Consider the following 25,300-nt stretch of genomic DNA (forward strand, 5'->3'; position numbering starts at 1 on the left):
TGAGTATTGCGTGCAAAAATCATTCGTGATAGACCTCCGGAAGTCAAGTAAAGACTTGAGCTACGAGAAAAATTTGCGGGGCATTTCCAAAAATGGCGAGTGATAGACACTATTCCGGGCTTTTCCCGGTGGCACCGACGCCTTTCACCGACGCGGGAGATATAGATCTCGGCGGTCAGCGCCGCGTACTCGATTGCATGATCGACCAGGGCGTCGATGGTATTTGCATTCTAGCCAATTATTCCGAGCAGTTCCTGTTGTCGGACGAGGAGCGCCTTCAGCTGACCGAGCTCAGCCTTGCCCATGTCGCAGGCCGCGTGCCCGTTATGGTCACTTGCAGTCACTTCAGCACCCGGATCGCTGCATCGCGCGCACGGCACGCGTCTGAGCGCGGTGCAAAATTGATCATGCTGATGCCACCCTACCATGGGGCAGGCATCAAGCTCGATGAGCCATCGATCCGCGAGCATTTCGCCCAAGTCGCGGATGCTGCGGGCATTCCGATCATGATCCAGGATGCACCGCTCAGCGGTGTTGGGCTGTCGACCGATTTCATGGCGCGTATCGCGCGCGATCTACCACTCGTTCGCTACTTCAAGATCGAGGTGGCCGGCACCGCAGCCAAGTTGCGCAAGCTCATCGAGCTTGGCGGCGAGACGATCGAAGGCCCGTTCGATGGCGAAGAGGCGATCACGCTGATGGCCGACCTCGATGCCGGCGCCACCGGTGTCATGTCGAGCGCCATGCTGCCGGATCTGATCCGCCCCGTCATCGAGCATCACAAGGCAGGCGATCGCCAGCAGGCGGCAAAGGCCTATGAGCATATCCTGCCGCTGATCAATTACGAGAACCGCCAATGCGGGCTCAGGGCCGCCAAGACGGTCATGATGGAAGGCGGCGTCATCAAGTCCGATCATGTCCGCCATCCGCTTGAGCCGCTGCACCCGGCAAGCCGGGCGGGGCTCCTGGAGCTTGCGCAGAATGTCAATCCGCTGGCACTCTCCTGGGGCAAGTGAGGACGCAACACTATGTCAATCATTGAAGACCCCAAGATCGTTGAAATTACCGGGCGCACCAGGGTCCTCGGGATTCTCGCGCATCCGACTGAACATGTGAAAGCCCCTCCCGGCATCAACCGGATTGCCATGATGCGCGGCAGGGATGCCGTGATGGTGCCGCTGAATGTGGCGCCCGCCGATCTCGAAAGCTTCGTTGCCAGCCTGCGTGTTCTGAAAAGCTTCGACGGCGCCATCGTTACCGTTCCGCACAAGCAGGCGATCATCCGGCTCTGCGACGAGGTGAGCCCGCAGGCGCTTGCCGTCGGCGCTGCCAATGTGCTGCGCCGCAAGCCTGATGGCCGCCTGATCGGCGACCAGCTTGACGGCATAGGTTTCGTCGAGGGCCTCGGCGATCAGGATATCGCGGTGAGCGGCCGCAGCGTCTATCTGGTCGGGGCAGGGGGAGCCGCCAACGCGATCGCTTTCGCCCTCGCAGAAGCAGGCATCACGAGATTGACGCTCGCCAACCGCACGGTGGAAAAGATCGAGACTCTTGCCGCAAAACTTAAGGGTGCCTATCCGGCACTCGATGTGGCGATCGGCACCGCCGATCCGCGCGGCCACGACCTCGTCATCAATGGCACTACGCTCGGCATGAATGCTACGGATCCGCTACCACTCGACGCATCGCTGCTCGAACAGGGCATGACGGTTGCCGAAGTCATTATGGAGCCGGAGATCACGCCGTTGCTGCAGGCTGCCCGCGAGACCGGATGCCGTATACATTTGGGCCGCCACATGCTCGACCACCAGCTTCAGCTGATGGCCAATTTTCTTGGTCTCTGACCACCTCGGCCGCTTCGCGCGGCCTCAATTCTTATTTTCGGAGAGATGACATGCAGGATCTGGCAATCAATGGCGGACCGCGCGCGATCGACGGCACGCTGCCGAGCTTCCGCGACACCTCGGGCCGCACCTTTGGCCAGGAGGAGATCGAAGCGCTGACAGAGGTCATCAAGTCGGGACGCCTCTCGTTCCTGACGGGGCCGAAGACAGCGGAGTTCGAGCAGGCCTTCGCAGCCAAGTATGGCGTCAAGCACGCCGTCGCCGTCGCCAACGGCACGGCGGCGCTGCACACTGCCGTCATCTATCTCAATCCGGAGCCCGGCGACGAGATCATCCTTTCGCCGGTAACGGACGTGGGAACGGCTATCCCTGTCATCGCGCAGCTGGCGATCCCCGTTTTTGCCGATGTGGATCCGGTCACGCAGAATATCGATCCGGCGTCGATCGAGGCCAACATCACGCCGCGCACCCGCGCGATCATGGTCACCCATGTCTACGGCCATCCGGCCGATATGGAGGCGATCATGGCGATTGCCAAAAAGCATAAGCTCGTCGTCATCGAGGACTGCGCCCAGGCCCATCTCGCCTATTACAAGGGCAAGCTCTGCGGCACGTTCGGCGATGTCGCCTGCTTTTCTTTCCAGCAGTCCAAGCACATGACGACGGGCGATGGCGGCATGGTCATCACCAATGAGGACGGCAAGTTTGGCCGCGGCCTTCGCCATTGCTCCGACAAGGGCTGGCCGCGCGAGCGCGGCGGGCGCAATCACCTTTTCCTGGCACCGAACTATCACATGACCGAATTGCAGGCGGCGGTCGGCCTGGAACAGCTGAAGAAGCTCGAACAGTTCGTCGGGGCGCGCGTTTCCTCCGCCGACCGGCTTACCGAGCTTCTGGCCGGCATCGATGTGCGGCCGGTTCTGCCGCTCGAAGGCACCGTCGGCGTCTATTTCTTCTACTCGTTCCGTCTCGATCCGACAAAGCTCTCCGCCCCCGTCACCGAGGTGATGAAGGCGCTCGCGGCCGAAGGTATCGACGGTTTCATCGGCTATCCCGGCCAGATCCCGCTCTACCGCTACCCCGTCATCCGCGAGCACAAGACCTTCGGCGACTCCGGCTGGCCATTCACGCTCAAAGGAGTGCGCAAGATCGATTACGACAGCAGTCTCTGCCCCGAGGCCGAGCTTGCCTGCAAGGAAACGATCTGCATGTGGTGGACCGATCGCTTGGAGGAGCGCCATCTCTTGCAAATCGCGTCGGCGATTGAAAAGGTAATCACCCACTATTCCGCACGGACGTACGGCCGTGGCTAATCCCTTGAACCTAACCTTCGCATTGATGATGGCTGGATTGGCGGGGTGTTCGACAACGTCGACAGGAAAGGACGTTGGTGCGCGTTTTGTTGGCATGACGAGCGCGCACGCCATAGCTACCTTCGGCGCACCTGACACTGTGATAAAAATCGGCGACAGGCAAACGTTGCGCTGGTTTATTCAAAAGAGGGAATTGTACGCCGGTCCGAGCAACAAGAAGGAAGTGTTCAAGGATCAGGATGGCGTCCATGTCAGCGAGACAATGGGAATGAAGCTGAAGACTCGGTTTAGCACTTGCATGCTCACCATGCATGCAAGGGGTCCAGAAATGGTCATTCAATCCGTTGAGACATCCGGCGATATTGGCGCTTGCGAGGAGAGATGGGGCCTAGACGGTCAGGCGTTCTTGACCGAAACCCCTCACGACCCCAGCATCTAGAGCGATTGCACTTAAACTGGCCGGGCACACGACGGAATTTAACCGCATTCTCTGACCAAAGAAAAATCACGTTCGTCCGAGAGATGTCCACACACAGTTTTTTATGGGGCAAATGGATGCCCGCGAACGATGGATGCATTTAAGAACGCATCGTGGCCTGCGCTCAGGCGATCGATCAAATTGGAGGAGATCTACCTCCACGCCAACAAAACCATGATCGAGGCACGCTCTGGCCTCCGCCGATACGTGACGTTTCGCAACAGCCGACGCCCGCATTCATTCCTGGGCAGCCAGACGCCGGATCAGGCCTACGTTAACGCGCTGGCACCAATGATGGTGGCTGCAGAATCGAGGCGGAAATCCACTTAGCAAAAAGCCCGAAACAGTTCAGACAAACGAGCCACCTCTCTCCGTGGAGCCGGTTTTGGTTAGGTGCGGAATAATTTGGTATAGTTTATTTTTCTGGTTTGTTAGGCACAGGCAAGATGACCCCGCAATCGACACCGATTTGGCGATAGGTGAATGTCGTCGATGGTAGCCGGGCGATAAGGGCGTTCCCTCCAACGTTTCCAACGCGAAATGCCACAGTTTGAAAGCCGGGAATAGTTGATTGGCGATCAATTCCAGCCGAATTTACATCGGTATCGAGACATATTATCTTTGATATCAGTCGGCTTTGTGCGCTTGACGCGAACGCGATGACCAGGTCGCAGTAATCTGTTTCGTTCGAGACGAAAATCGCTGCCGTTTTATCCAAATCAACATCAAGATAGGATCTGAGCTGCGTATTATGAAAATGGAAGTGGCGTAAACTCGGGTTAGCTTTCAGCAACCTATAACGGCGCACGGCGTGCTCGTTGTGCTCTTTGCCATTCAGAAAGTATACATTGCCTGGCAATGATTTTGAGAGCGATGTTGCCAGTGCATTTATCTGCATATCTGCTCTTTCATAAACCGAGCACGCATCCTCCAACTCGACGAGTCTTAACCCTTCCAATTCAACGATGGGAATGCCAAAGGATGAAAGTATCGCCACATCCTTCTTGCGCACTTCGATACTCTGGTCGATCAGCATAGCGATGCCATCGACCCGCTGGGATAGGGATGCGATAGCCGTCTCAATTGTGGTGTGCCGCCTGAAGATATGGCTTACGGTATATCCGTGCCCTGCGGTCGATTCTAAAAATCCGGCGATGATTGCTTGCGCTCGCCGGTTAGGACGCACGCCGTCTTCTCCTTGAAGAACCACCAGGCCAAGTGTGTTGGTTTTTCCGGTTCTCAGGGAGCGGCCTGCCATTTGGGGCTGATATTGGAGGCGTTTGATCTCCTTTTCTATCACTGCACGCGTCCGATCGCTCACAAGATCCCAGCGCTCGTTTACGACGTTTGAGACGCTCATCACGGAAACACCGGCCGCGGCCGCGACATCCTTCAGCGTTACTTCTTGCTTTTTGCGACGGGGCACTGCTGCATCCTGAATGAATTTCTACATTTATCTTTACACAAAAATCTGGCCGCGCTGCAATGCAGCACCTAGCACCTAGCACCTAGCACCTAGGAACCGTGCTCGAATTAACGCGCGAACAGATTGTAACGTTAAATGGCTTGCTTCGGTCCATGCAACCGTCTTGGCAGCTGAGTTTGATCTGAGGAATGATGTTATCTAATTGAAACGGAAGAATAATAAATTTCTTTGACAGATGCAGCCCGTGCCCCTTGACAGATTGCGTCGGTCGATCTTAATTTTAACGTTAAAGATAACTTAAGAAAGGGGAACGAGCATGAAAAATGAACTGAAGACCACTAGGCGTGGGTTTATGGGCGTTACTGCGGGCATTGCTGCTGTAACTGCATTTGGTGGCGCCGGCGTAGTTTTCGCCAAGGGGAGCGGGAACATCGGTTTTGCCATGGAGACATATACGGTTCCGCGGTGGAAGAATCTCGATCGCCCGAGCTTTGAAAAAGCGGTGTCGGCCGGTGGCTTCAAACCGATCACCAACCAGGCGGATTTTAAAGTCGAACAGCAGCTATCCGATGTTGAGAACCTTTTAACCGTGGGCGTAGACGCCCTTGCGATTGTTGCTGTCGTGGCTGAAGCGGGCGTCAACATGGCGCGCAAGGCAAAGCGCGCGGGCGTACCTGTGATCGCTTACAACACCGCGATTCCATCAAAGGATGTCGATGTCTATGTCGCGAGAAATAACCGTGGAGTGGGTCAAAAAGCTGCTAACGCCGCGTTGGCGGCCGGTGTGCTCAAGGGCAATTGGATTATTGTGTCCGGCCAGGCTGGCAACACGGTGGCAGAGGAAATCACCAAGGGATACTACGATATCCTGCAGCCCCTGATCGACAAGGGTCAATTGAAGATTGTCAGCCACCTTTTCCACGATGGGTGGGATCCAGATGCTGCGCGCCGTCAGGCGGAAGATTGTCTGACGTCGACGAATAACGATGTCGCAGGGTTCCTTTGCAACAATGACGGCATGGCTGGAGGTGTTATTGGTGCGCTGCAGAAGGCGGGATTAGCGGGGAAGGTCTTTGTGACTGGCCAAGATGCCACGGTCGAGGGTTGCCGACACATTCTGTTGGGTAACATGGCGCTATCAAGCTTTACTCTTTTCGACCAGATGGGAACGATCGCCGGCGAACTTGCCGTCAAACTAGCCAAGGGGCAAGATCTGGGTATTACGCAAACCTACGACGCCGGCAATGGGGTCACTATCCCTTATATGCCGGTCGAAGACCGCGACATCACCCGCGAAAATATGGTCGAATACTTGAAAAAGTACAGCCCGGTCTACGTCGACGCCAAGGCCGTCTTGGAAGGCGTTCCAAAGGAAAAATGGCCCAAAGGCGCAGAGGCCCTTCTTTAACGAAAACTGCCTCCCCAAAAAAGCCACCCGTTGAAAAACGGGTGGCTTTTTTGTGGTAGAGGATCGGTCAAAGACACGCACTTGTAACGTTAAAGCTTTTTGATCCGCTATAAATCGGGCGGTTAGAAAAAAACCGGGCGATTTACCTAAGTAACTGATTCATAAACAATATACCTAATGCGAATTGCCCCGCTGTGTATTGACAAGCTGCTGCATTGTCATTTACTTTAACGTTACAAAAAATAAAGGGAACGCGGCAGAAGCCGTTTCGACCTTCCGACTGGAAATCGCAATCAATCGTGCTGCCGCATAGCTTGCGCTCGCGGCGACGGCGGCTGTTTGCCCGTTTTGACCGGAGATAGAATAAAATGGGAACAAATTCTACTGCAGGCGTGGCAGAGCCTTCGTCAGCTCTACCCGAAGCACAAAAGCAATCCAGAGAGGCCGAGCGCGCCGAGTGGCGGCTTATCGTCCTTGTCGCTGCCACCGTGGCAATTTGGATTGGCTTCCACGCGTGGACCGGTGTCTTCATAAGCCCGCGTAACCTTTCTAATCTAGCCGTCCAGGCTACGATCACCGCTTTGATGGCCGCAGGACTGACATGGCTTCTCGTTGCGCGCGAGATTGATCTGTCCGTCGGATCATTGCTCGCTCTATGTGGTGTCTTGTCCATGCAGTTGATGCAGAAACATGGATTAGATGCGATCACAACCATCTTGCTGGTTATCGTTGTGGGTATCGCCATTGGCTTACTTCAGGGTTCCTTGCGCGTAAAACTCGGCATTCCGTCGTTCATTATCACGTTGGCCGGATTCTCCTGGCTAAGGGGATTGGCCTACGTTGTCTCAGGGGCGGAAACCCTGTCAGGCGCCGGCGACACCTTTTATCAAATCGGCAATGGGGAATTTCCCAGCTGGATCAGTCTGACCGCCATCTTGACACTTAGCGCGCTTTATGTGTTCACGTGGCTGCGGACATACACAGGTTTCCTCGGGCCGCAGAAGCGCACTTTGCGCCCAGTTAGCATCGCGGTTCTCGGCTTGACGCTTTTAGCGGCCGGCATGTCCATCTGGGTATTTGCTTGGACCCAAGGAATTCCCTATCCATTGGCACTACTGCTGATCATCGTCTTCTCTATGGAATATGCCGCGAAGAACACTCGCTTTGGCCGATATGTGTATGCCATTGGCGGAAACCCCGTGTCGGCAAAGCGCGCCGGTATCAAAGTGAATACCATGATTTTGGCGCTGTTTGGCCTGATGGGCGCACTGTCTGCGCTAGCGGCTATCGTCCAAACGTCCAGGCTGGATGCCGGCCCTCCCGGCGTCGGACTCTTCGTGAACATGAGCGCCATCAGTGCGGCGATCATCGGAGGCACGAGCTTGTTCGGCGGTGAAGGTCGCGTCGTTGGCGCAGTTCTGGGGGCCCTTCTGATGGCAAGCATCACAAATGGGCTTAGCCTGGCGGGCGTTGATACCTTCTACCAGATGATCATCACCGGCGCATTGCTCATCGTCGCGGTCACCGCCGACCATGCCGCACAACAAAAGGCGAAGTGAGATGATCCAGACAGCAAATAATCCCGCAGTTTTGGTAAGAGACCTGCGCAAAAACTACGACGCAGTCGAAGCCACCCGTGGGGTCAGTTTCGACATCATGCCAGGCGAAATCATCGGACTTGTCGGTGACAACGGCGCGGGCAAGTCAACATTGACGAAGATGATTGCGGGTGACGTCGCACCATCGTCCGGCGAAATCCGGATTGGGGGTTCCCAGGTACAGAGCTCTTCAACGACTTGGGCGCGCGATCACGGTGTCGAGATGGTTTACCAGGATCTCGCCCTTTGCGACAATCTTGATATCTGTGCCAATATTTTCCTTGGAAGGGAAATCGTCCAGCGATCGCCCTTGGGCTTTCGGCGCCTGGCGCACGACGAAATGCATCGAAAGGCGGAAAGCCTACTGACGATGCTCGACGTCAAGTTGCCGAACCTGAGGGAGCCTGTCACTGCGCTCTCAGGCGGGCAACGACAGATGGTCGCGATAGCTCGGTCCGTCGCTTACGACCCCAAGCTTGTGATCATGGACGAGCCGACCGCCGCACTTTCAGTTTCGGCGGGCCAGCCGGTCCTTGACCTTATCCGGCGCTTACCCAAGCAAGGTGTTGCTGTTCTCCTGATCAGTCACCGTCTGAGCGACGTGTTGACCACGGCCGACCGGATTCTTGTGCTTCGGCGCGGGAGGATCGTGGCCACAGTCAAGGCAAGCGACACCAGCGAGGGCGAACTTCTTCATCTCATGGCTGGGATCAACACTCCGAATGAGGACTGATCCAAACGCACCAGCGCGCAGGCTCGAGAGAGCATCGCCAAGAACTAGAAAGTGGGAAGAGCAATGACATATATCCTTGGAATTGACGTCGGTGGTACCTTCACTGACTTCGTAGCCTACAACGAGCAAAGTCGTGAAGTAACGGTGTGGAAAGACTTTTCTACGCCTGGTGACCCGTCTGACGGGATTCTCAACGGCCTAAAGCAGTTTCCAGCAGGTGAAGAGATCTCCGGGATCCGGCTTGGAACCACTATCGCGACCAACGCAATTCTTGAGCGAAATGGAGCGAAAGTTGCCTTCGTAACCACCCAAGGGTTTCGCGATGTGCCCTTCATCCAACGCGGCAATCGCCGCTTCCACTTCAATTCGCGCTGGGTCAAACCGCAGCCACTGATCGAGCGGTCGAATGCATTCGAAGTGCTTGAGCGCATTGATTGTGACGGTAATGTCATTACCCCTCTCGACATGGCCAGCGTCGCTAAAGTCGCCGATGCGATTGCAGCAAAACCGGAAATTAAAGCGATCTCCCTTTGCTTTCTTTTTTCATACATAAATCCGGAGCATGAAATCGCCGCGCGCGATTTTCTTGCGTCGCGTTTCCCTCATCTCCCCATCTCGATTTCTTATGACGTGCTCCCCAAATGGAAGGAGTACGAGCGTGCGTCGACAACGATTGCAGATGCGTACGTGAAGCCAATCGTGACTGAGCAGCTAGGTGAGCTTGAAAGCCGTATTTCGGATGCCGTTGGCGCCGCGCGCGTTGTTGTCACCAAATCAAATGGGGGGCAGACGACTGTAAAAGGAGCTTGTGACGCGCCAGTGCAGATGACTTTGTCCGGGCCGACAGGAGGTGTCGTTGCCGCCCAGTTCATCGGCAGCCTCATTGGTGAGAAGAACTTCGTTACTATTGATATGGGCGGCACATCTACCGATTGCTCACTGATTGTGAACGGATCTGCTTCCATCACGACAGATTTCGAAGTCGAATGGGGCATTCCAATCCAGGTGCCGATGCTTGATGTCCGCACGATCGGTGCAGGTGGCGGCTCGATCGCTTGGATCGACAAAGGTGGTCTCCTGCGTGTAGGGCCAGAGAGTGCGCGCTCGCGTCCTGGTCCCATATGCTACGGCCGTGGTGGCACTGAGCCGACTGTCACCGATGCCAACCTTGTGCTTGGCCGTATCAACCCGGACAATTTCCTCGGCGGCACGGTCAATCTTGACATGGAAGGTGCACGCGCAGGTATTGCCCGGCTTGCGGAGAAACTACGCATGACCGTCGATGAGGCGGCTTTGGCGGTGATCAAGATCGTTAACAACAATATGGTTGGCGCCGTTCGAAGCGTCTTGATCGAGAAGGGTGAATCTCCCGATAAGTTCTCACTGATGTTCTTCGGTGGGGCAGGTCCGGTCCATGCCTGTGACTTGTTGAAAGATCTGTCGATGTCCAGGGCGATTATTCCGGTCCATCCCGGCCAGTTCTCTGCATTCGGGTTCACTGCAACGGACGCGCGCGTGGATCGGCAACGTACGGTCCAAATGACATCGAACCGCATGGATTTCGCCCGTGCAACCCAACTGCTCAAGGAGCTTGAGGACGATTGCCTCGCGCAAATGCACGCTCAAGGCTTTACAGGCAGCATCGACATCGAACGTCGTGTGGAAATGCGGTATCACGGCCAGAACTATGAGCTCTCTCTTCCGCTGCGCTTTACATCGTTCGACGAGGCGACAGCAAAGGAGCTTTGGACAAGTTTTGACAAAGCCCACGAAGACCGCTTTGGTTTTAATATTCCCGGTGAGTTCATAGAGATCGTCAACTTCAATGTAACCGCATATGAGACGCTCGGGAAACCGCAGGTGCCGAAGCTCGCTCAAAGCACCAGTGCCCCAAAGCCGGTATCGATGCGTTCGGTTGGTTATGACGAGGGACGTCACGATACGCCAGTCTACCGACGGGAAGAACTTTTCGCCGGCGACGCTATTCAGGGACCGGCTGTCATTGAAGAAGCCGTCTCCGTTGTTGTGCTCCATCCAGATCAAGAAATGCACGTAGACGACTACGGCAATCTCCATGTTTCAGAAAGGCAAGCGCGATGAAATTCTCCGACAACGGTTATTATCTCGAAGAATACACCAAATGCGATAACTGCGGTGTTCTGCTCTATCGCTCCCCTATCCGTATTACCACCGACGGCGCGAACAAGCAGTATTGCTCCGACTGGTGCGTCGATTGGGACATGAAGCGGGAATCGGAAGTCGCGTCCCAAAGGCGCCTGGCAGAAACAGGGGGGAAGTAAATGGAAAAAATCGCTGCCAAGCATATGGTTCAAATGAGTATTCTGGACGGGCGTCTCGTCCAGATCGCGAAGGAAATGGGCATTACGTTGATGATGACATCGTATTCGACGATTTTCAACGAAGGCCTCGACTTCACCTGCGGTCTTGCTGATGCCAAGGGTAACCTGATTGGAACCGGCGACTTTCAGCCCTCCATGATCGGTGGATTACCTCTCGTTATTCAAACGATAACGCAGGAAATTCCGGTCGAGACCCTCGAGGAAGGCGACGTGATCGTGCATAACGACCCCTACCGCGGCGGCATGCATACCCCCGAGCACACCTTCATCCAGCCGGTTTTTGTCGACAAGGTCTTTGTCGGTTACTCCGTCGCGATCGGTCACGTTGCGGAAGTGGGAGGCATGGTTCCCGGTGCGTTTGCCGGCGAAGCTACAGAGATTTTCCACGAGGGTTTACGGGTACCGCCGATCAAAATTCGGCGCAAGGGCAAGGACGTAGAGGATGTGTGGCGCCTGATGCTCGCGAACTACCGGACTCCGCGCCAGAATTTCGGCGATTTCCGGGCGATGATCAGCGCCGTCGAACTTGGTGAACAGCGTCTGAGGGGCCTGATCGAAGAGTTTGGCCTCGAACGATTTACCGAACTGACCGACAGTCTTCTAGACTATTCGGAGGCCCGGATGCGCGCTGAACTACGTGAGTTTCCCAATGGCGTCTACAGCTTCGAAGACTATATGGAAGACGACGGGATCGAGAAGCGTCGTTACAAAATCGCGGTCGATGTCTTCGTCCAGGATGATGAAATCGTGGTGGACTTTCGTCGATCTGACAAGCAGGCGAAAGGGCCAATCAACGGCGTGCTGTCTGTTGCGCTATCGGCGTCCTATAACGCGATCTTACACCTAACGGATCCAAGCATCCCGAAAAATTCGGGCTGCTTCAGACCTATACGGGTCGTCGCTCCTCCTGGCCTCGTGGTCAATGCCAACTACCCGGCACCTGAAGTCGGAGGTAACACCGAGACGCATATCCGGATCTGCTACACTGTTATCGGTGCTTTGGCAGTAGCTGTTCCGGAACGGGCGTTTGCAACGGATGGCGGCACGCATTCAAACTTCCTGTTTGGGGGGCAAAACTCCCGGACGGATGAGTACGTCGTCTGCTATGATTTATCGACACCCGGCTGGGGAGGGCGTAGCCATGCGGACGGGAATAGTGCTTGCAACGCCATTAACGGCAACTCGCGCCTTAATCCCGTTGAGGTATTTGAAACCCGTTTTCCCTGGCGCATTGATGCGCATGAGTTTGTTCCGGACACGGGTGGTCCCGGCGAGTTTCGCGGCGGACTTGCCTTACGCAAGAAGATGACGTGCCTTGCTGATGAACTCAAACTGTCCTTCATGTCCGATCGACAGGAGCTTGCGCCGTGGGGTCTCTTCAAGGGCCAGTCCGGAGGTTGCGGTAGTCTGCATATTCGCCGCAAGGGCTCGGAGGCCTGGAAGGATTTTCAAGAAGACAGCGGTAAGGTCTCAGCATCGAAATTTTCGAATGCGGTAGTTTATGAAGGGGACCAAGTTATCGTCGTCGCCCCAGGTGGGGGGGGCTACGGTGATGCGCGCAAGCGCGACCGCCAAGCACTGGCAAAAGATATTGCCGCTGGTTGGGTCACAGAAAAAGGCGCTGCAGCCTATCGTTAGAAAACTGAACCGGCAGGCTCTGACGATGTCGCCAGAGCCTGCATAGCCCGGAAAATAAATCATGAATGGTCTATCATCTTCGACAGTTTTGGTTGTCGGGGCTTCCAGAGGTATTGGCTTAGCGCTGGTTCACGCACTCTCGACACAGGGTTACAACGTCATAGCAACGAGCCGCGATGGTTCCCAACGTAGCAGCGATGCCTTGTGGCTTCCGCTCGAGCTCAATGATCCTCAGTCGCGCCATTCACTCGTATCGAGCGCCCACTTAGCTGGCGTGGAAATTGTCGTCGTATCCGCCGGTGTGATGCCTAAAGATGTCGACGAGACGCTCAATAAGCAGACGATTGTTGATTTGTTTCTGACTAATAGTGTTTCGCCTGTTGCCTTGGGGCAGGAGCTGGCTAAGACGCATCAATATTCACTCAAGCATCTCATGTTTTTGGGGTCGGTCATGGGATCGGTCGAGCTAAACTCGGTTGGCGATCACTGGCTCTACCGGTCAAGCAAGGCAGCATTGACCTCGGCCGCTCGCAGCCTGTCCGTTCAAATCCCGAGCGTGAAAGTTACCGTTGCTCATCCAGGTTGGGTGAAGACAGATATGGGTGGGGAGGAGGCTGATATTGAGGTCGAGGTTTCCGCGGTAGGGTTGAGTGCGTTGATCTGTTCACCCGCAGATTCTTCCTTCACCTTCTGCAACTACCTGGGTGAGACAATTCCGTATTAGCAATTCGGGACCGCCTCGACAGCGTCGCCCGTCCTGCAAGCTTAACATTGTGAGCGGGCGCCAAGACTGCTTCGAGCTTCTGCAGATCAGATTGTTTTTCTTGCGGCAAACCGGAATAGTTGCAACGTGTACCTACGTCTGTTCAACGGGCACAAGCAGTCGTGGTTTGCGTTCCGCAATATCGGCCCGCGGAGAAAGAATGTATTCAAGAACGCTTCGTGAGCGTTCCCATTCACTTGCTGATGGCTTTCTTGGGAGACAAGGGGCGCGTCATATAAGACCGTCGCGACAGAGTTCAACGTCGTCGCTCGCACAGGAGCTTGCTTGATCGCCGGGACACCAGAGCATATCTATCCCAAATCGGTTCTACCCCTCGTCAATGGCCGAGCATCTTGAGTGCCGTCGCGATGACGGTCACCTGTAGTAAAAACCCTGGACCGTGGTCAGGGCATCTAGAACTACTTTGACTGCGGAAGCGTCGAGGGGTGCCTGCGGCGGTATCGGATCTCCGACGTCGTAGCGCTGTGCGCTGAGCGCTGCCTTCAAGCAGCTTGCCAACCGATATTGTGCGAAAACTTCGTTGAAAGGCCAGAGGCGCTTTTGCATTGTCATCGCATCGTTCCAATCTCCGCGCATACAAGCATCGTACAACTCGATGCTTTGCTCGGGCAGTACACAAGCCGGTCCAGCGAACCAACCTCTGCCTCCCATCATGAGTACTGTAGTCGCGATATGGGACGATGCTGAGTAAATAGCAAAATCGCTATCGCATCGGTTGAGGATGGACAGCAATCGACCGGTGTTCGTCGAGGCATCCTTTAGACCAACGATGTTTGGGTGTTTTGCAATCGCGCAGATTGTCTCGATTGACAGATCCGTGCGTTGGAAATTCGGATTTGTATAAACGATGATAGGGAGATCAACGTTATCTGCTACGTCCAAAAAATATTTTCTCGCTTCATTTTCCCTTAGAGGGAAATATGAATCGAGCACAACGACAATTCCGTCTACTCCTACGCCGCGATAAGCTTTGGCTTGATCTATTGCCGATTGAGTGGAAACGCTGGCGACGCCCGGTAGTACCGGCACCCGATGGCTCGCGGCCTCAACCACTACCTCAACGATGCGCATCTTTTGCGTCTCGGACAGATAGGCGTATTCTCCACTGCTTCCAAGCGGTGTTAAGCCGCTCACACGTTTTCGAATAAGGTCAGAGCAGAGATCACCCAATACTCGCTCCATGATACTCCCGTCAGAGTTTACTGGACTTACCAGGTAAGGGATCACGCCGGAAAAAAATGTCATTGTTCCAATCTCGGTCTTGGTGTTTCAAATCAGGTGTTCTTGCGTCTAGGGCATTGCTTCGGTCAGACGCGGTTATGAGATTGCCCCCGTGAAGGGGCATACTTGAGCTGGCAGAGCTGCTCAGTTCGCTTGCTCTGCATACTGGGAGCCTACGGCATCAAGAGAGGAGAACAATGGACATTTAGCCCGCGCGCATGCACTTTGTCGCAGTCACTACCGACAGCCGCCACGAAAATTGCTGAAAGGGCCGTTAAGGGACCGCGCGCAAGCCACCCCAAGACGCCGGGCATGGAGCCTTACGCATTCCACGTGACGAGATTCAAAGAGAATTTCGTTCGCCCGTCCAACCCGCCCATGCCGCGTTTGAAAATCAAGCGGGCCTTACAACTATCCCTGTGTTTGGGTTGCAATACGGCGAAACTCGATTGGTGACATCTCAGCATTTTTGGTGAAAAAGCGAGTGAAGTAGGCAGCGTCTTCGTAACCCAGTCGGTATGCAATTTCTTTAACGCTCAAGCTTGTGTTTGCAAGGTAAGCCCGAGCCTCTTCCATTATGCGAGCCCTGAGGTTGGCATGAACGCTTCCGCCCGTTGCTATGACAGACATTTTGTTAAGGTTGGAAGCGGAAACACCGAGCTGCGTAGCATAAAAATTGACGTTTTTGTGGGATTTGTAGTATTTATCAATCAGCCATGAAAGCTGCTTGATCCGACCCCCATCGGACAGATCTCTGTATTTTCCAGCGTCCAGTCCTTCTTTGAAGGCGTTCCGTTCATGCAGAAGGCGAAGAAATTCAACGATGAACGCCTGCACGGAAGCTTCCCTTGCCAAGACATGGGGGTAGCGGAACTCATGATGTTCTTGAATGACTTTCTCAATTGATTCGATCAGCGGGGCGTTGTTGATTGGATCTATGCCTTCGAAGATCATGATATTATCGAGCACGTCTGCGACGAGCAGCCCCCTTTGTGCCATGCGCCCAAAGAAAAAATCGCTGATCGTGATGACGTGGCCGCGGGTTTCGATCTCGGGATATGAATTGAAGCCATGCTCGAAATTCGGAGGGACCAACAACAGTGTCCGATCCCCAAAGTCTTTCCTACCCGCAGGTGTTACAAGGGTAGATTTTCCTATTGAAATATACACGAACTGGTAAAGGTCGCGATGCAAATGCATTTCGATATTGTTGGTCAGATTTTTACTTCTGACGAAGATCGACTCCGCATTCGAGTAGATCGACTGCCCCAGTTCCGGGCCTTCGCCATAGAGTGAATAAGCAGGCGTGGCAGCGCCGCCATAAGTGGGTTGGGCGACGTTTATTCGACTCGCGTTCGGCATCCAGTACCCCTTCACCGCGGGACGAAGCGTTGAGCAAAACGTCCAGCTATTTGTCAGTTTTTACCATTGTTCCCTTTGCGAGAAAATGGTTTTTTGAAATCAGACTTGACGGATTTTGTAGTCGGGCCGCTCTCGTTTTTAGATGTGCCGCGGTCGGGAACTGGCAATTATCCCACGAATTTTCGCTTGGGCGAGGCGCCGGAAATGGATCGTGCGGTGGCAGCCATCGTACGTCGGCCGGCGCAGATAATATCAATGCGAGGGACGCAGTATTATGCACATGCTAACAAAGAAGACATCGACTGAAATTCCACTCGAGGCAGTTGTGGTCCGGGCGGATGAGGGATCACCCGTAAGCCTTGGCTCAGAAGGCGGCGGGAGCGCTCTGGTCAAAGTGTCGCCAGTGAGCCATCAATTCTCGCACTTTGCCGTCGTGGGCATCGACCTTCCCAAAGGAGCTTACCTTCGCCCACATGCTTATGAACTTAACGAGCGGATGGTTCTGTGCTTCGGAGGCCGAGGTCATGTCATCGTAGACGGACAAAAGCATCCGGTGTCCAAGGGAACCTTCATGTTCTGGGGTCGGGGTGTTGGCGTTGAAGTCGTGCAGGATGGTGACGAGCCTCTTCGCCTGTCGGTTATCTCTTTTCCGCCGGCACCTGACTCGCGCTTCGATCTGTTTCCACTCGGCGGCGGCACCCCCGCCGATGGTGGCGCCTCGGTCGGAGTTCGTGCGGGGAACAATCTCGTGGAGCGTGATAACGGCCATTTCATTATCGTCCAAGATGATGAAGGCGAGGAGTATTGGCAGGCTGCACCCAGCCTGGGCTACGTGAGCATCATGATCGCTGCGCCTGTTTTGCCGGTAACCTACTTCTGTGCAGCGTCACAGCTGCTTGAACCAGGGGCCAATGTGCGCCATCACGGCCACGTGGCGTCCGAAGAGATAGTGATCGTTACCCACGGAAAAGGTATCGTGGTTCTGGGTGATGAACAGTTTCCGATTGCAGAAGGCGACGTCATTGTCCTTCCGCCGACGCTAATGCATCATTTCATCAATAACGGAACTGAGCCTCTCAAATACGGCGGCGTATTCCTTCCGCCTAGCGTGGAAGGCGCCTTACGAGAGACGGGCGTCAGGAAACTTCCGGGCGAACCCCGTCCGGCGTCAATTCCACGCAATCCGACGACGGAAAAGCTCCTCGTGGATAAATACGGTTTCATCATTCCCGGCATTTCGGATCAACGTACTGTAGGCGTCTAACAAACGTCTAAGAGGGAACTTCAATGACACTTCCACTGGAAGGAATTCGGATCTGTGATCTGTCGCAGATCATGTTCGGCCCGTGCGGTACTCAGGTTCTGGGTGACTATGGCGCGGATATCATCAAGATCGAAAAGCCCGGCATCGGAGACATCAGCCGGGCGATTGACCGCCATCGCCCTAACAAAGGCGACGAAAGCGCGAACTTCATGGCCATGAACCGTAACAAGCGGAGTCTGGCGTTGGATATCAAATCCCAGGAAGGCCGTGATATTGTCAAAAAGATTGCCAGGAACGCCGACGTGTTTGTGCACAACTTCCGGCCGGGTGTGGTCGAGCGTCTCGGCCTCGGCTACGAAGATATCAAAGCCATAAACGAAAAGGTCATCTATGTCGAGGGATCGGGCTTTGGGGCGACGGGTCCACTCGCGCACAAAGCCGGCATGGACTTCGTGGCACAGGCGATGGCGGGCGTTGCCTTTGGGAATAAGGATCCGGATGGTAAACCCCAATTGTTCCCGATCTCGACAGCGGATTTTTCGGCGGGCATGATCTTGGCTCAAGGGGTGCTCATGGCGCTTTACCACCGCGAGCGCACCGGTCAGGGACAGAAGCTTGAGATCAATCTTCTCGACGTTTTTTTGGTGATGCAGCAACAGGAAGTCACGCAAAAGCTTCGGACCGGTCACGACTTCAATCCTCTTGAGCAAGACCCAATGGACATCTTCACGACTTCAGATGGCAGCGTCGCTGTAATTGCGGTTTTGAGGCCAAATCCAGTGTCCGATATCTGTAACGCGCTTGAGATCCCCGATCTTACCAAGGATCCCGAGTTTTCTACGCTTTCCCAGCAAATGTCCAAACGCGGTGAATATCGCCGGCGGATGAGTGCCGGCTTTAGCAAGTTCACCACGGAAGAATGTGTGAGGCGGCTGGACAAGGCAGACATCTTGTGTTGCCCGGTACTCCCCTTGGGAGAGGTCCTGCAGCACCCGCAGATCGACGAGAACAAGATTATCGTCGAGATCAACCACCCAAAACACGGAAATTTCCGTACCGTCGGGAATGCGATAAAGTCTTCGGCCTTTCCCAACATTGCACTCAAAGCTCCTCCATTGCTGGGTCAACACTCCGAGGAAATCCTGACCGAGTACGGCTTCTCCCAAGACCAAATTGCCAAGCTTTTCGATAGCGACGTCATTGCTCGTTAGACGACCGAATACGGCTCAGCAAACTTGACATAGATGAAAAGGCGTCAACTCAATGACCTTACACTACAACATTCAGGGGAGCGGTGCGCGCACTGTTCTCCTTGTGACCGGGCTTGGTGGGCATGCAAACTTCTGGGATGCTCATCGTTCCTATCTCGCGGAAAAATACACCGTCATAAGCTTCGATCAAAGAGGGTGTGGCGCCAACCGCGATGTGGAGGGAGTTCACACCCTGCGTGAAATTGTGTCCGATGCGGTCGGCATCCTTGACGATGCTCAAGTGAAAAAGGCTACCGTGATCGGTCATTCCATGGGAGGCGTCATTACCCAGTGCTTGGTTCTCGACCATCGGCAAAGGGTCGAGGCAGCAGTGTTCAGCGGGACATTTTGCGCATTTGATCGCTATATGGAATTCATCAACAATCTACGCCAGCGCGTCCTTGATACGGCGGGGACGGAAACCTGCGGGCAGCTTTCGGCCATCCTCGCAATGCCAGGTGGGAATGTGCTCGATCCGAGCTATGACCTTATGAGCCGAATCAAGACGATCCGCCAGACCATGGCCGACGATGTCCTCGCAGCACGGATGAAAGCACCCTTCAACTTCGATCGCCGCGATGAGCTTCGGGCAATTGAAGGTTTGCCAAGCCTAGTTGTGGGAGCTTCGGATGACATGTTGGCAGCGGAATATCAATCCAGGGAAATTGCCAGTCTGGTGAGAGGTTCTCAGATTGAAATAATCGACGGAGGGCATTTCTTTCCCAATACTCGCGCTGCCCGCTATCGTGAACTGATTGGCTCCTTCCTTCAGTCCACAGACGCCCTTTAGCGCCTATTTCGTGGAGGGCGATAACTTGGGTTGTCGCTTGCCGCCGCTATGCCGAAAGTTAGAGCACACGATGTTCAGTAGATCAGTCAGGACGACTCCTCCGGGGCAAATGGAGGGCACAACAGACATCATTGTCGTTGGATCGGGAGCTGCGGCGCTCACGGCAGCGCTAACAGCCGCATCGGCTGGCAAGTCCGTTCGGGTCATCGAGAAAACCGACAAATTGGGTGGAACCAGCGCCATGTCAGGCGGAATGACCTGGCTGCCTGGCAATCACTACGCGCAGGCAGCTGGCGTTGAAGATTCATTCGAAGAGGCGTTAGCCTATATGCGAGCAGCGTCTCCAATAGGGTGGCGGGAGACAGAAGACGAGCTATGGAAGAGCCAGCTTAGGAACGGGCCAGAAATGCTCAAGTTGGTGGAGGCACTTAGCCCCCTTCGTTTTCGCCTCACGCCGGTTCCAGATCCGTTCCAAGAATGCGTGGGCGCAAAGTCAACCCGAATTCTCTCCGTCGAGCCACTGAGCAAGAAGATTCTCGGGCCTTTGCGTAAAAAGGTCAGGCGTTCGACGATACCGCAAAGGCTGACGTATCATGAAACCGTCGCTGCTAAGCTTGATCGTCAGCCCATAAGAGGTACATTGAAATTCCTTCCTACTCTAATCCGGCGCTGGCTCACGGATTCAATGGCACAGGGCAACGGCCTTATCACCGGTCTTCTGAAGGGCTGTATCGACGCCGGGTGCATGTTTGAATTATCAACAAGGGCGATCGCCTTGAAGGTCGATGCCGCGGGTGTGGTCAAAGGGGTAGAGGTGGAGCGCGATGGACGGCGCCACACCTACAAAGCGCGGAGCGGTGTCGTTCTTGCTACGGGGGGCTTCGAGTGGGATAGCAAAATGCTGGCCACGTATTTTCCAAGCGAGATCGACTTTAAGAGCTCTCCGAGCAGCAATGAGGGTGACGGCCACAAGATGGCACAGGCTATTGGCGCCACCTTCGCACATATGGACCAGGGTAATATCGTCATCCAGCCGCCCACAAAATACGAGGGCAAACTGCACGGCTTGCCGCTCAGGATCCATGCTGAGCCGGACGCGATCATTGTCGACCAGTCTGGTAACCGGTTCGCCAGCGAGTATGAGTTTTGGGTTTACGATCGCATCATGGATCGGGATGACGACGGAGGTCTCATTCATCAACCCGCTTGGGTGATCAGCCATTGGCCGATGATCAAACGTACTCCACTGATCTGGTGGTACCGTCGGTACCAACCCGGCTGGTTACTCAAAGCAGATTCCCTGGAAGAGCTGGCGGCAAAGACGGGCCTTCCATCCGGCGCTCTGCGCAAGACAGTCGAACGCTTCAACGCCTTCGCTCGAACCGGGATCGACGAGGACTATCAGCGAGGATGCTCCTGCTTCTATGAAAAGAGCGTAGCATCGAGCGTCGGTCTTATGGCGGAGATCAAAAAGCCGCCGTATGTCGCCTATCGGTTCCGTCCGTCCCTTCTCGGAACCAAAGGCGGAGTGAGAACCAATGAGTATGGTCAAGCGCTTCGGGCGGACGGCAGCATAATTCCCGGCCTTTATTGCGCCGGCAATGTCATGGCCAGCCCCACGGGAGCACGTACGCCAAGCCAGGTTGGTACGACAATCGGACCATATATGACATGGGGTTACATTTGCGCTCGTTCAATTTTGAAGGACAACCGCCTCTAGCCTCGCGGGACGGCGGTCATTGCTTGATTGGCACGAAAAGACGCGACCCTTGGGGCAGCAAATGGCTGCATGCGTAGCAACTGGAGATAACATGAACCCGACCGAGAATTACGCCGACAAAGTCGTCCTGGAACGACCGGCAGATGGCGTTGCCCTTATTCGCTTCGACCGCCCGGATAAAAAAAATGCGTTGCACAGCTCGATGATCATTGAGCTGGGACGCTTGCTTAGCGAGCTTGATGAAGACAATGGCGTGCGTTGCGTAATTCTCGCGGGGACGGAGGCGTTTTTCGCAGCCGGGGCGGACATCAAGGAAATGGTGGCCTTAGGTCCTGTTGAAGTGTCAAACAGCCCATCCCGTGTCGCCGCTTGGGCGGCGATCGAGTCCTTTGAAAAGCCGTTGATTGCTGCCGTCAACGGCCTCGCCTTCGGGGCAGGCTGTGAACTCGCCCTGGTATGCGACTTCGTCGTCGCAGGCTCGAATGCCCAGTTTGGCCAGCCGGAGATCCGTCTAGGCGGCGTGCCAGGCGACGGTGGAACGCAGCGATTGCCGCGCAAACTTTCGCCGAACCTGGCGAACTATATGCTGATGACTGGAGAAGCCATCGGTGCGGAGCGAGCGCTTCAGTTCGGCTTCGCCGTCGAGGTTTGTGATCCACCTGCTACCGTGACACGCACTATCGAGATCGCCCGCGCAATAGCGGCGCGGGCTCCGGCCGCAGTGAGGTCGGCGAAAGCTTGCGTGCGCAATGCTGTCGGTGCCACGTTAGAAAATGGCTTAGCGTTCGAACGCTTTAGCGTTAATTGCCTAGCAATGACTGAAGACGCAAAGGAAGGCATGCTTGCTTTTACCGAAAAACGTCCTCCTGTCTTCACGGGACGATGAGCGATTGTAAAACGCACCGATCTGCACGAGACGGAAGGGCAAGGCTGACACAACAACCTGTCGCTCGAACGGTTAGATCAGCGACGACGTTGCGCCCCACAATGAGCATCTGCTCGCAAACTCGTGCCTCTGGCGACGGACTTGTAAATGATCATCGGAATCAGCATCGTCGAACTACTTCGGGCCCAGCCTCGAAGGATGAGCTTGTCGGTTTTGACCGGGTAATTTGAAGATATGCGATATTTGCCTTTCCTGATGCCCTGAACCATCGGCTCGGGCCACAATCCCGTTCATGCGGACAAGAGCGCCGCACAGTCTTCCTTGATCATTGATGCTTGGTGCACACCGTCGGTTGGCCGATTGTGCAGTGTGGTCGCAAGCGAGCTATAGTTACGGCCGTGCGTAGTGCGACAACCAACATGAGACGTGATCTCATCCCGATTGTCGCTCGACAGTCGTGGCTTAACGAAGCCTCGCGCGCAAAGGGAGGCCGCGCTTTAGACTCCCGCTTTCCGAAGGCTTGCTGATGGTTAGGCGACCTGCTTGGCCGCGATCTTGGCGACGTGAGCGCCCTGATAACGCGCACCGTCCAGTTCTACGGATGAAGGCTGACGCGAACCGTCAGCCCCGGTGATTGTTGTCGCACCATACGGCGTTCCACCTTTAACCTCTTCCAACCCGAGCTGTCCCTGGAAGGAATAGGGAAGACCGGCCACGATCATTCCGTGATGAAGCAGTGTCGGGAGGAAGCCCAGGATGGTTGATTCCTGACCGCCATGCTGCGTCGCGGAAGCTGTAAACACCGCGCCTATTTTACCAGCGAGCTTCGAAGCGGCCCAAAGTCCCCCGGTTTGATCCCAGAAATTGCGCATCTGCGATGCCACAGTGCCAAATCGTGTTCCTGCTCCCACGATGATCGCGTCATATTGATCCAGTTCGTTCGGGTCGGCGATTGGAGCTTCCTGGTCCATCTTAAAGAACGAAGCTCTGGCAACCTCGTCGGGCACCAACTCGGGGACCCGCTTGATAACAACTTCGGCGCCAGTGGAACGTGCGCCATCTGCAACCGCCTTGGCCATCGTTTCAATATGGCCATAAGCAGAATGGTAGAGAACGAGAACTTTAGTCATCTGATATAATTACCTTGTTGTGTGTTGGAGCGAGCTCATCAATTGTTGCCATTCAGCGTCATCGTCAGGAGGCGGCGCGCCCTACTGAAATCGACAATTCCCCGATGGCTTCTATCTGCACGTCGATAGTATCGCCCGGCTGAACAGGTCCCACTCCCTGAGGGGTTCCAGTCATTATGATGTCTCCCGGAAAGAGGGTGTAGAAGCTCGAGGCATACTCGATAAGGCGTGCAACGCTGAAGATGAGTTGCGACGTATTCGCTCTCTGTTTCTCAATTCCGTTCACGCTGAGACGAAGCTCCAGAGCATCGGGAGAGGGGATTTCGTCGAAGGTTACAAGCCATGGCCCGAGGACGGTATAGGTGTCTGGGGACTTTCGAAACGATGGAAATTCCTTTCCTCTAACGGTCATGTCCAGACCGATTGTGAAGCCTAGGATATGCTCGAAAGCCCGATCCTTTTTCACAAAGCTGGCCTCTTTGCCGATAATGACCGCGAGTTCTACTTCGTGATCTGTCCGACGCTCGCTGAAGCGGGGCATGACAGTTTCGGAAGGTCCTATCAACGAACTTCCCGCCTTCAAGAACAGGCCGAACTCGTCGATATTTGTATAGGTCGTGCCGTTGTTGATCTCACTGTCGGCATTCGCTTCATCAATGTGAGCGCGATAATTGATTGGCGCGCCAATTATCTTGCCTGGATTTGCGATGGGCGATGCCAAGGAGACTTCGTGTAGCGCCAGTCGCGACGAACTTTTGGAAACAGCCGCGCGCATCTTGGGGAGATCCAGCAGCTGCCGGGCAAGCCAGTCGCCGGGCGGCAAGGGCCATGCTGGATTCAGGTCAAAGGCCGAAGTGATGTCTATGACCGTATCCCCCACTACCACGCCGATCCGGTTGTGATTGAACCTGCAAATCTTCATGGCATCTCCCTCCGGCTAAATTACTGCATTTGCATTTATTGCATATGCAGTATATCGCTATGCCTTGTCTGTCAACGATGATCACCATCCAGTGCAAGGAGAACTGTTAGATGACTACGGAATCCAACACGCCAAACACTATCGAGCGATCGGCCTACTACGCTGAGCTCAGCGCTCTTCAGCTGGCGCCTCTATGGGAACGCCTGAAGGGGCTTGTCCCAACCGACCCTCGCCCGAACGCGGTCCCCTATCACTGGGCATGGAATTTGGTTCGCCCTCAGTTGTTGACCGCAGGTCGCGCGATTACCGCAGAGGAGGCGGAACGTCGTGTTCTGGTTCTGGAGAACCCAGGGCTTGAGGGGAAATCTCAGATCACCGATACGCTTTACGCTGGACTGCAGTTGATCATGCCGGGTGAGGTCGCCCCAGCTCACCGGCATACTCAATCGGCGTTGAGGTTCATGCTCGAAGGCGTGGGCGGCTTTACTGCAGTATCGGGTGAGAAGACAACGATGCATCGTGGAGACCTGGTCCTCACGCCTTACTGGACTTGGCATGATCACGGGCATGACGGCGACGAGCCGGTCATATGGTTGGACGGGCTCGACGTGCCATTGGTCAATTTTCTAAAGGCAGGGTTTCGCGAAGAACATCAAGCCAACCGGCAGGTGTTGAGCAAACCGGAGGGCGACTCTCTCGCTCGCTTCGGAAGCGGCCTGCTTCCGGTGGTCATGCCCAGCATGTCCGGCACGTCGCCGGTGTTTAACTATCCCTACGCCAGAACCCGTGAGGCGCTTGACGTTTTACAGCGGTCCACTGACATCGACAAGCACCTCGGCATTTGCATGCGTTATGTGAACCCTGTGAACGGGGATTGGGCAATCCCAACGCTTGGCACGACGATCCGACTGCTCCCTAAAGGTTTTAACTCGACATTCTACCGGTCGACCGAAAGCGCTGTATTCGTGGTCATCGAAGGGGAGCCGACCGTGATTGTGGAGGGATCGGCGCCAGTCGTATTGGGCCCGAACGACGTGTTCGCTGTTCCCGGTTGGTTGCGCCATCGATTTGAAAGCTCCAGTTCGGATTCCATTCTCTTCTCATTTTCCGATCGGCCGGTGCATGAAAAGTTGGGCCTCCTGCGCGAGGAACGCAGCTGACCCTTTTACTGTA

General features: G+C 55.1%; 22 protein-coding genes and 1 pseudogene. 18 read left to right on the forward strand and 5 right to left on the reverse strand.

The window, feature by feature from the left end:
• The first annotated feature begins 92 nt into the window (after positions 1–92).
• The 5 genes and pseudogenes from AB8B29_RS32035 to AB8B29_RS32055 form a co-directional block, all read left to right on the forward strand.
• Positions 93–1,016: a dihydrodipicolinate synthase family protein gene (locus tag AB8B29_RS32035; protein WP_047558353.1), complete on the forward strand. Its 924-nt coding sequence runs from the start codon at positions 93–95 to the stop codon at positions 1,014–1,016.
• A 12-nt stretch (positions 1,017–1,028) separates the two neighbouring features.
• Positions 1,029–1,844 carry a shikimate dehydrogenase family protein gene (locus AB8B29_RS32040; protein WP_047558356.1) on the forward strand — a complete coding sequence of 272 codons (816 nt, stop codon included), beginning with the start codon at positions 1,029–1,031 and terminating at the stop codon, positions 1,842–1,844.
• A gap of 50 nt (positions 1,845–1,894) precedes the next feature.
• Entirely contained in the window at positions 1,895–3,157 is a 1,263-nt protein-coding gene (locus AB8B29_RS32045; protein ID WP_162732586.1) for a DegT/DnrJ/EryC1/StrS family aminotransferase, read from the forward strand.
• Between the two features lie 4 nt (positions 3,158–3,161).
• On the forward strand, positions 3,162–3,596 hold the full coding sequence (locus tag AB8B29_RS32050; protein ID WP_439006995.1) for a hypothetical protein: 435 nt from the start codon (positions 3,162–3,164) through the stop codon (positions 3,594–3,596).
• Positions 3,597–3,758: 162 nt separating this feature from the next.
• A pseudogene (locus tag AB8B29_RS32055) lies at positions 3,759–3,965 on the forward strand (hypothetical protein); the annotation flags it as partial.
• 85 nt (positions 3,966–4,050) lie between these two features.
• On the opposite strand, the gene AB8B29_RS32060 reads toward AB8B29_RS32055, so the two are convergent.
• The gene (locus AB8B29_RS32060; RefSeq protein ID WP_052212402.1) at positions 4,051–5,061 is read right to left on the reverse strand and encodes a LacI family DNA-binding transcriptional regulator; all 1,011 of its coding nucleotides are present in this window, start codon (positions 5,059–5,061) and stop codon (positions 4,051–4,053) included.
• Positions 5,062–5,377: 316 nt separating this feature from the next.
• Between AB8B29_RS32060 and AB8B29_RS32065 the strand changes: the two genes are divergently transcribed.
• The 7 genes from AB8B29_RS32065 to AB8B29_RS32095 all read left to right on the forward strand — a co-directional run bounded on the left by AB8B29_RS32065 (position 5,378) and on the right by AB8B29_RS32095 (position 13,522).
• Positions 5,378–6,469, forward strand: a complete 1,092-nt coding sequence (locus AB8B29_RS32065) for a sugar ABC transporter substrate-binding protein (protein WP_092575680.1) — start codon at positions 5,378–5,380, stop codon at positions 6,467–6,469.
• Between the two features lie 368 nt (positions 6,470–6,837).
• Positions 6,838–8,028: a sugar ABC transporter permease gene (locus tag AB8B29_RS32070; RefSeq protein WP_092575678.1), complete on the forward strand. Its 1,191-nt coding sequence runs from the start codon at positions 6,838–6,840 to the stop codon at positions 8,026–8,028.
• A gap of 1 nt (position 8,029) precedes the next feature.
• The gene (locus AB8B29_RS32075; protein WP_439006996.1) at positions 8,030–8,800 is read left to right on the forward strand and encodes an ATP-binding cassette domain-containing protein; all 771 of its coding nucleotides are present in this window, start codon (positions 8,030–8,032) and stop codon (positions 8,798–8,800) included.
• 63 nt (positions 8,801–8,863) lie between these two features.
• Positions 8,864–10,900: a hydantoinase/oxoprolinase family protein gene (locus tag AB8B29_RS32080; protein WP_047558374.1), complete on the forward strand. Its 2,037-nt coding sequence runs from the start codon at positions 8,864–8,866 to the stop codon at positions 10,898–10,900.
• Positions 10,897–11,100, forward strand: a complete 204-nt coding sequence (locus tag AB8B29_RS32085; protein ID WP_047558377.1) for a hypothetical protein — start codon at positions 10,897–10,899, stop codon at positions 11,098–11,100. The genes AB8B29_RS32080 and AB8B29_RS32085 overlap by 4 nt, the downstream gene beginning before the upstream one ends.
• Positions 11,101–12,798, forward strand: a complete 1,698-nt coding sequence (locus AB8B29_RS32090) for a hydantoinase B/oxoprolinase family protein (RefSeq protein WP_047558380.1) — start codon at positions 11,101–11,103, stop codon at positions 12,796–12,798. It abuts the gene before it with no gap.
• A 61-nt stretch (positions 12,799–12,859) separates the two neighbouring features.
• Positions 12,860–13,522 (forward strand): SDR family NAD(P)-dependent oxidoreductase, encoded by a 663-nt coding sequence (locus AB8B29_RS32095; RefSeq protein ID WP_092575673.1) that lies wholly within the window; start codon positions 12,860–12,862, stop codon positions 13,520–13,522.
• Between the two features lie 414 nt (positions 13,523–13,936).
• On the opposite strand, the gene AB8B29_RS32100 is transcribed toward AB8B29_RS32095, so the two are convergent.
• On the reverse strand, positions 13,937–14,827 hold the full coding sequence (locus tag AB8B29_RS32100; RefSeq protein WP_439006997.1) for a dihydrodipicolinate synthase family protein: 891 nt from the start codon (positions 14,825–14,827) through the stop codon (positions 13,937–13,939).
• Positions 14,828–15,214: 387 nt separating this feature from the next.
• A complete protein-coding gene (locus AB8B29_RS32105) occupies positions 15,215–16,165 on the reverse strand; it encodes a helix-turn-helix domain-containing protein (protein ID WP_047558386.1) in 951 nt (316 codons plus the stop codon).
• Positions 16,166–16,439: 274 nt separating this feature from the next.
• Between AB8B29_RS32105 and AB8B29_RS32110 the strand changes: the two genes are divergently transcribed.
• From AB8B29_RS32110 to AB8B29_RS32130, 5 genes are all read left to right on the forward strand, one after another.
• Entirely contained in the window at positions 16,440–17,429 is a 990-nt protein-coding gene (locus tag AB8B29_RS32110; RefSeq protein WP_092575669.1) for a cupin domain-containing protein, read from the forward strand.
• 23 nt (positions 17,430–17,452) lie between these two features.
• The gene (locus tag AB8B29_RS32115) at positions 17,453–18,640 is read left to right on the forward strand and encodes a CaiB/BaiF CoA transferase family protein (protein ID WP_092575667.1); all 1,188 of its coding nucleotides are present in this window, start codon (positions 17,453–17,455) and stop codon (positions 18,638–18,640) included.
• Between the two features lie 52 nt (positions 18,641–18,692).
• Positions 18,693–19,469, forward strand: coding sequence for an alpha/beta fold hydrolase (locus AB8B29_RS32120; protein WP_047558397.1), 777 nt, complete (start codon positions 18,693–18,695; stop codon positions 19,467–19,469).
• Positions 19,470–19,578: 109 nt separating this feature from the next.
• Positions 19,579–21,189, forward strand: a complete 1,611-nt coding sequence (locus AB8B29_RS32125) for an FAD-dependent oxidoreductase (protein WP_167669596.1) — start codon at positions 19,579–19,581, stop codon at positions 21,187–21,189.
• A 91-nt stretch (positions 21,190–21,280) separates the two neighbouring features.
• On the forward strand, positions 21,281–22,075 hold the full coding sequence (locus AB8B29_RS32130; RefSeq protein ID WP_047558403.1) for an enoyl-CoA hydratase-related protein: 795 nt from the start codon (positions 21,281–21,283) through the stop codon (positions 22,073–22,075).
• Between the two features lie 530 nt (positions 22,076–22,605).
• Here the strand turns inward: AB8B29_RS32130 and wrbA are convergent.
• Positions 22,606–23,205, reverse strand: a complete 600-nt coding sequence (gene wrbA / locus AB8B29_RS32135) for an NAD(P)H:quinone oxidoreductase type IV (RefSeq protein WP_092575661.1) — start codon at positions 23,203–23,205, stop codon at positions 22,606–22,608.
• Positions 23,206–23,269: 64 nt separating this feature from the next.
• A complete protein-coding gene (locus AB8B29_RS32140) occupies positions 23,270–24,127 on the reverse strand; it encodes a fumarylacetoacetate hydrolase family protein (protein ID WP_092575659.1) in 858 nt (285 codons plus the stop codon).
• 110 nt (positions 24,128–24,237) lie between these two features.
• On the opposite strand from AB8B29_RS32140, the gene gtdA reads away from it, so the two are divergent.
• The gene (gene gtdA, locus AB8B29_RS32145) at positions 24,238–25,287 is read left to right on the forward strand and encodes a gentisate 1,2-dioxygenase (RefSeq protein WP_092575656.1); all 1,050 of its coding nucleotides are present in this window, start codon (positions 24,238–24,240) and stop codon (positions 25,285–25,287) included.
• The last annotated feature ends 13 nt before the right edge of the window (positions 25,288–25,300 follow it).

Origin of the sequence: Rhizobium sp. 11_C7_N12_5, from assembly GCF_051811145.1 — a bacterium.
Classification (GTDB): domain Bacteria; phylum Pseudomonadota; class Alphaproteobacteria; order Rhizobiales; family Rhizobiaceae; genus Rhizobium; species Rhizobium lusitanum.

What these genes read in the sequence shown, in the direction of transcription:
- AB8B29_RS32090 (WP_047558380.1), top strand. Translation starts at nt 11,101, where the DNA reads ATGGAAAAAATCGCTGCCAAGCATATGGTTCAAATGAGTATTCTGGAC.
- AB8B29_RS32140 (WP_092575659.1), bottom strand. Translation starts at nt 24,127, where the DNA reads ATGAAGATTTGCAGGTTCAATCACAACCGGATCGGCGTGGTAGTGGGG.
- AB8B29_RS32045 (WP_162732586.1), top strand. Translation starts at nt 1,895, where the DNA reads ATGCAGGATCTGGCAATCAATGGCGGACCGCGCGCGATCGACGGCACG.
- AB8B29_RS32070 (WP_092575678.1), top strand. Translation starts at nt 6,838, where the DNA reads ATGGGAACAAATTCTACTGCAGGCGTGGCAGAGCCTTCGTCAGCTCTA.
- AB8B29_RS32095 (WP_092575673.1), top strand. Translation starts at nt 12,860, where the DNA reads ATGAATGGTCTATCATCTTCGACAGTTTTGGTTGTCGGGGCTTCCAGA.
- AB8B29_RS32085 (WP_047558377.1), top strand. Translation starts at nt 10,897, where the DNA reads ATGAAATTCTCCGACAACGGTTATTATCTCGAAGAATACACCAAATGC.
- AB8B29_RS32080 (WP_047558374.1), top strand. Translation starts at nt 8,864, where the DNA reads ATGACATATATCCTTGGAATTGACGTCGGTGGTACCTTCACTGACTTC.
- wrbA (WP_092575661.1), bottom strand. Translation starts at nt 23,205, where the DNA reads ATGACTAAAGTTCTCGTTCTCTACCATTCTGCTTATGGCCATATTGAA.
- AB8B29_RS32100 (WP_439006997.1), bottom strand. Translation starts at nt 14,827, where the DNA reads ATGACATTTTTTTCCGGCGTGATCCCTTACCTGGTAAGTCCAGTAAAC.
- AB8B29_RS32115 (WP_092575667.1), top strand. Translation starts at nt 17,453, where the DNA reads ATGACACTTCCACTGGAAGGAATTCGGATCTGTGATCTGTCGCAGATC.
- gtdA (WP_092575656.1), top strand. Translation starts at nt 24,238, where the DNA reads ATGACTACGGAATCCAACACGCCAAACACTATCGAGCGATCGGCCTAC.
- AB8B29_RS32035 (WP_047558353.1), top strand. Translation starts at nt 93, where the DNA reads ATGGCGAGTGATAGACACTATTCCGGGCTTTTCCCGGTGGCACCGACG.
- AB8B29_RS32125 (WP_167669596.1), top strand. Translation starts at nt 19,579, where the DNA reads ATGGAGGGCACAACAGACATCATTGTCGTTGGATCGGGAGCTGCGGCG.
- AB8B29_RS32065 (WP_092575680.1), top strand. Translation starts at nt 5,378, where the DNA reads ATGAAAAATGAACTGAAGACCACTAGGCGTGGGTTTATGGGCGTTACT.
- AB8B29_RS32130 (WP_047558403.1), top strand. Translation starts at nt 21,281, where the DNA reads ATGAACCCGACCGAGAATTACGCCGACAAAGTCGTCCTGGAACGACCG.
- AB8B29_RS32110 (WP_092575669.1), top strand. Translation starts at nt 16,440, where the DNA reads ATGCACATGCTAACAAAGAAGACATCGACTGAAATTCCACTCGAGGCA.
- AB8B29_RS32105 (WP_047558386.1), bottom strand. Translation starts at nt 16,165, where the DNA reads ATGCCGAACGCGAGTCGAATAAACGTCGCCCAACCCACTTATGGCGGC.
- AB8B29_RS32075 (WP_439006996.1), top strand. Translation starts at nt 8,030, where the DNA reads ATGATCCAGACAGCAAATAATCCCGCAGTTTTGGTAAGAGACCTGCGC.
- AB8B29_RS32040 (WP_047558356.1), top strand. Translation starts at nt 1,029, where the DNA reads ATGTCAATCATTGAAGACCCCAAGATCGTTGAAATTACCGGGCGCACC.
- AB8B29_RS32120 (WP_047558397.1), top strand. Translation starts at nt 18,693, where the DNA reads ATGACCTTACACTACAACATTCAGGGGAGCGGTGCGCGCACTGTTCTC.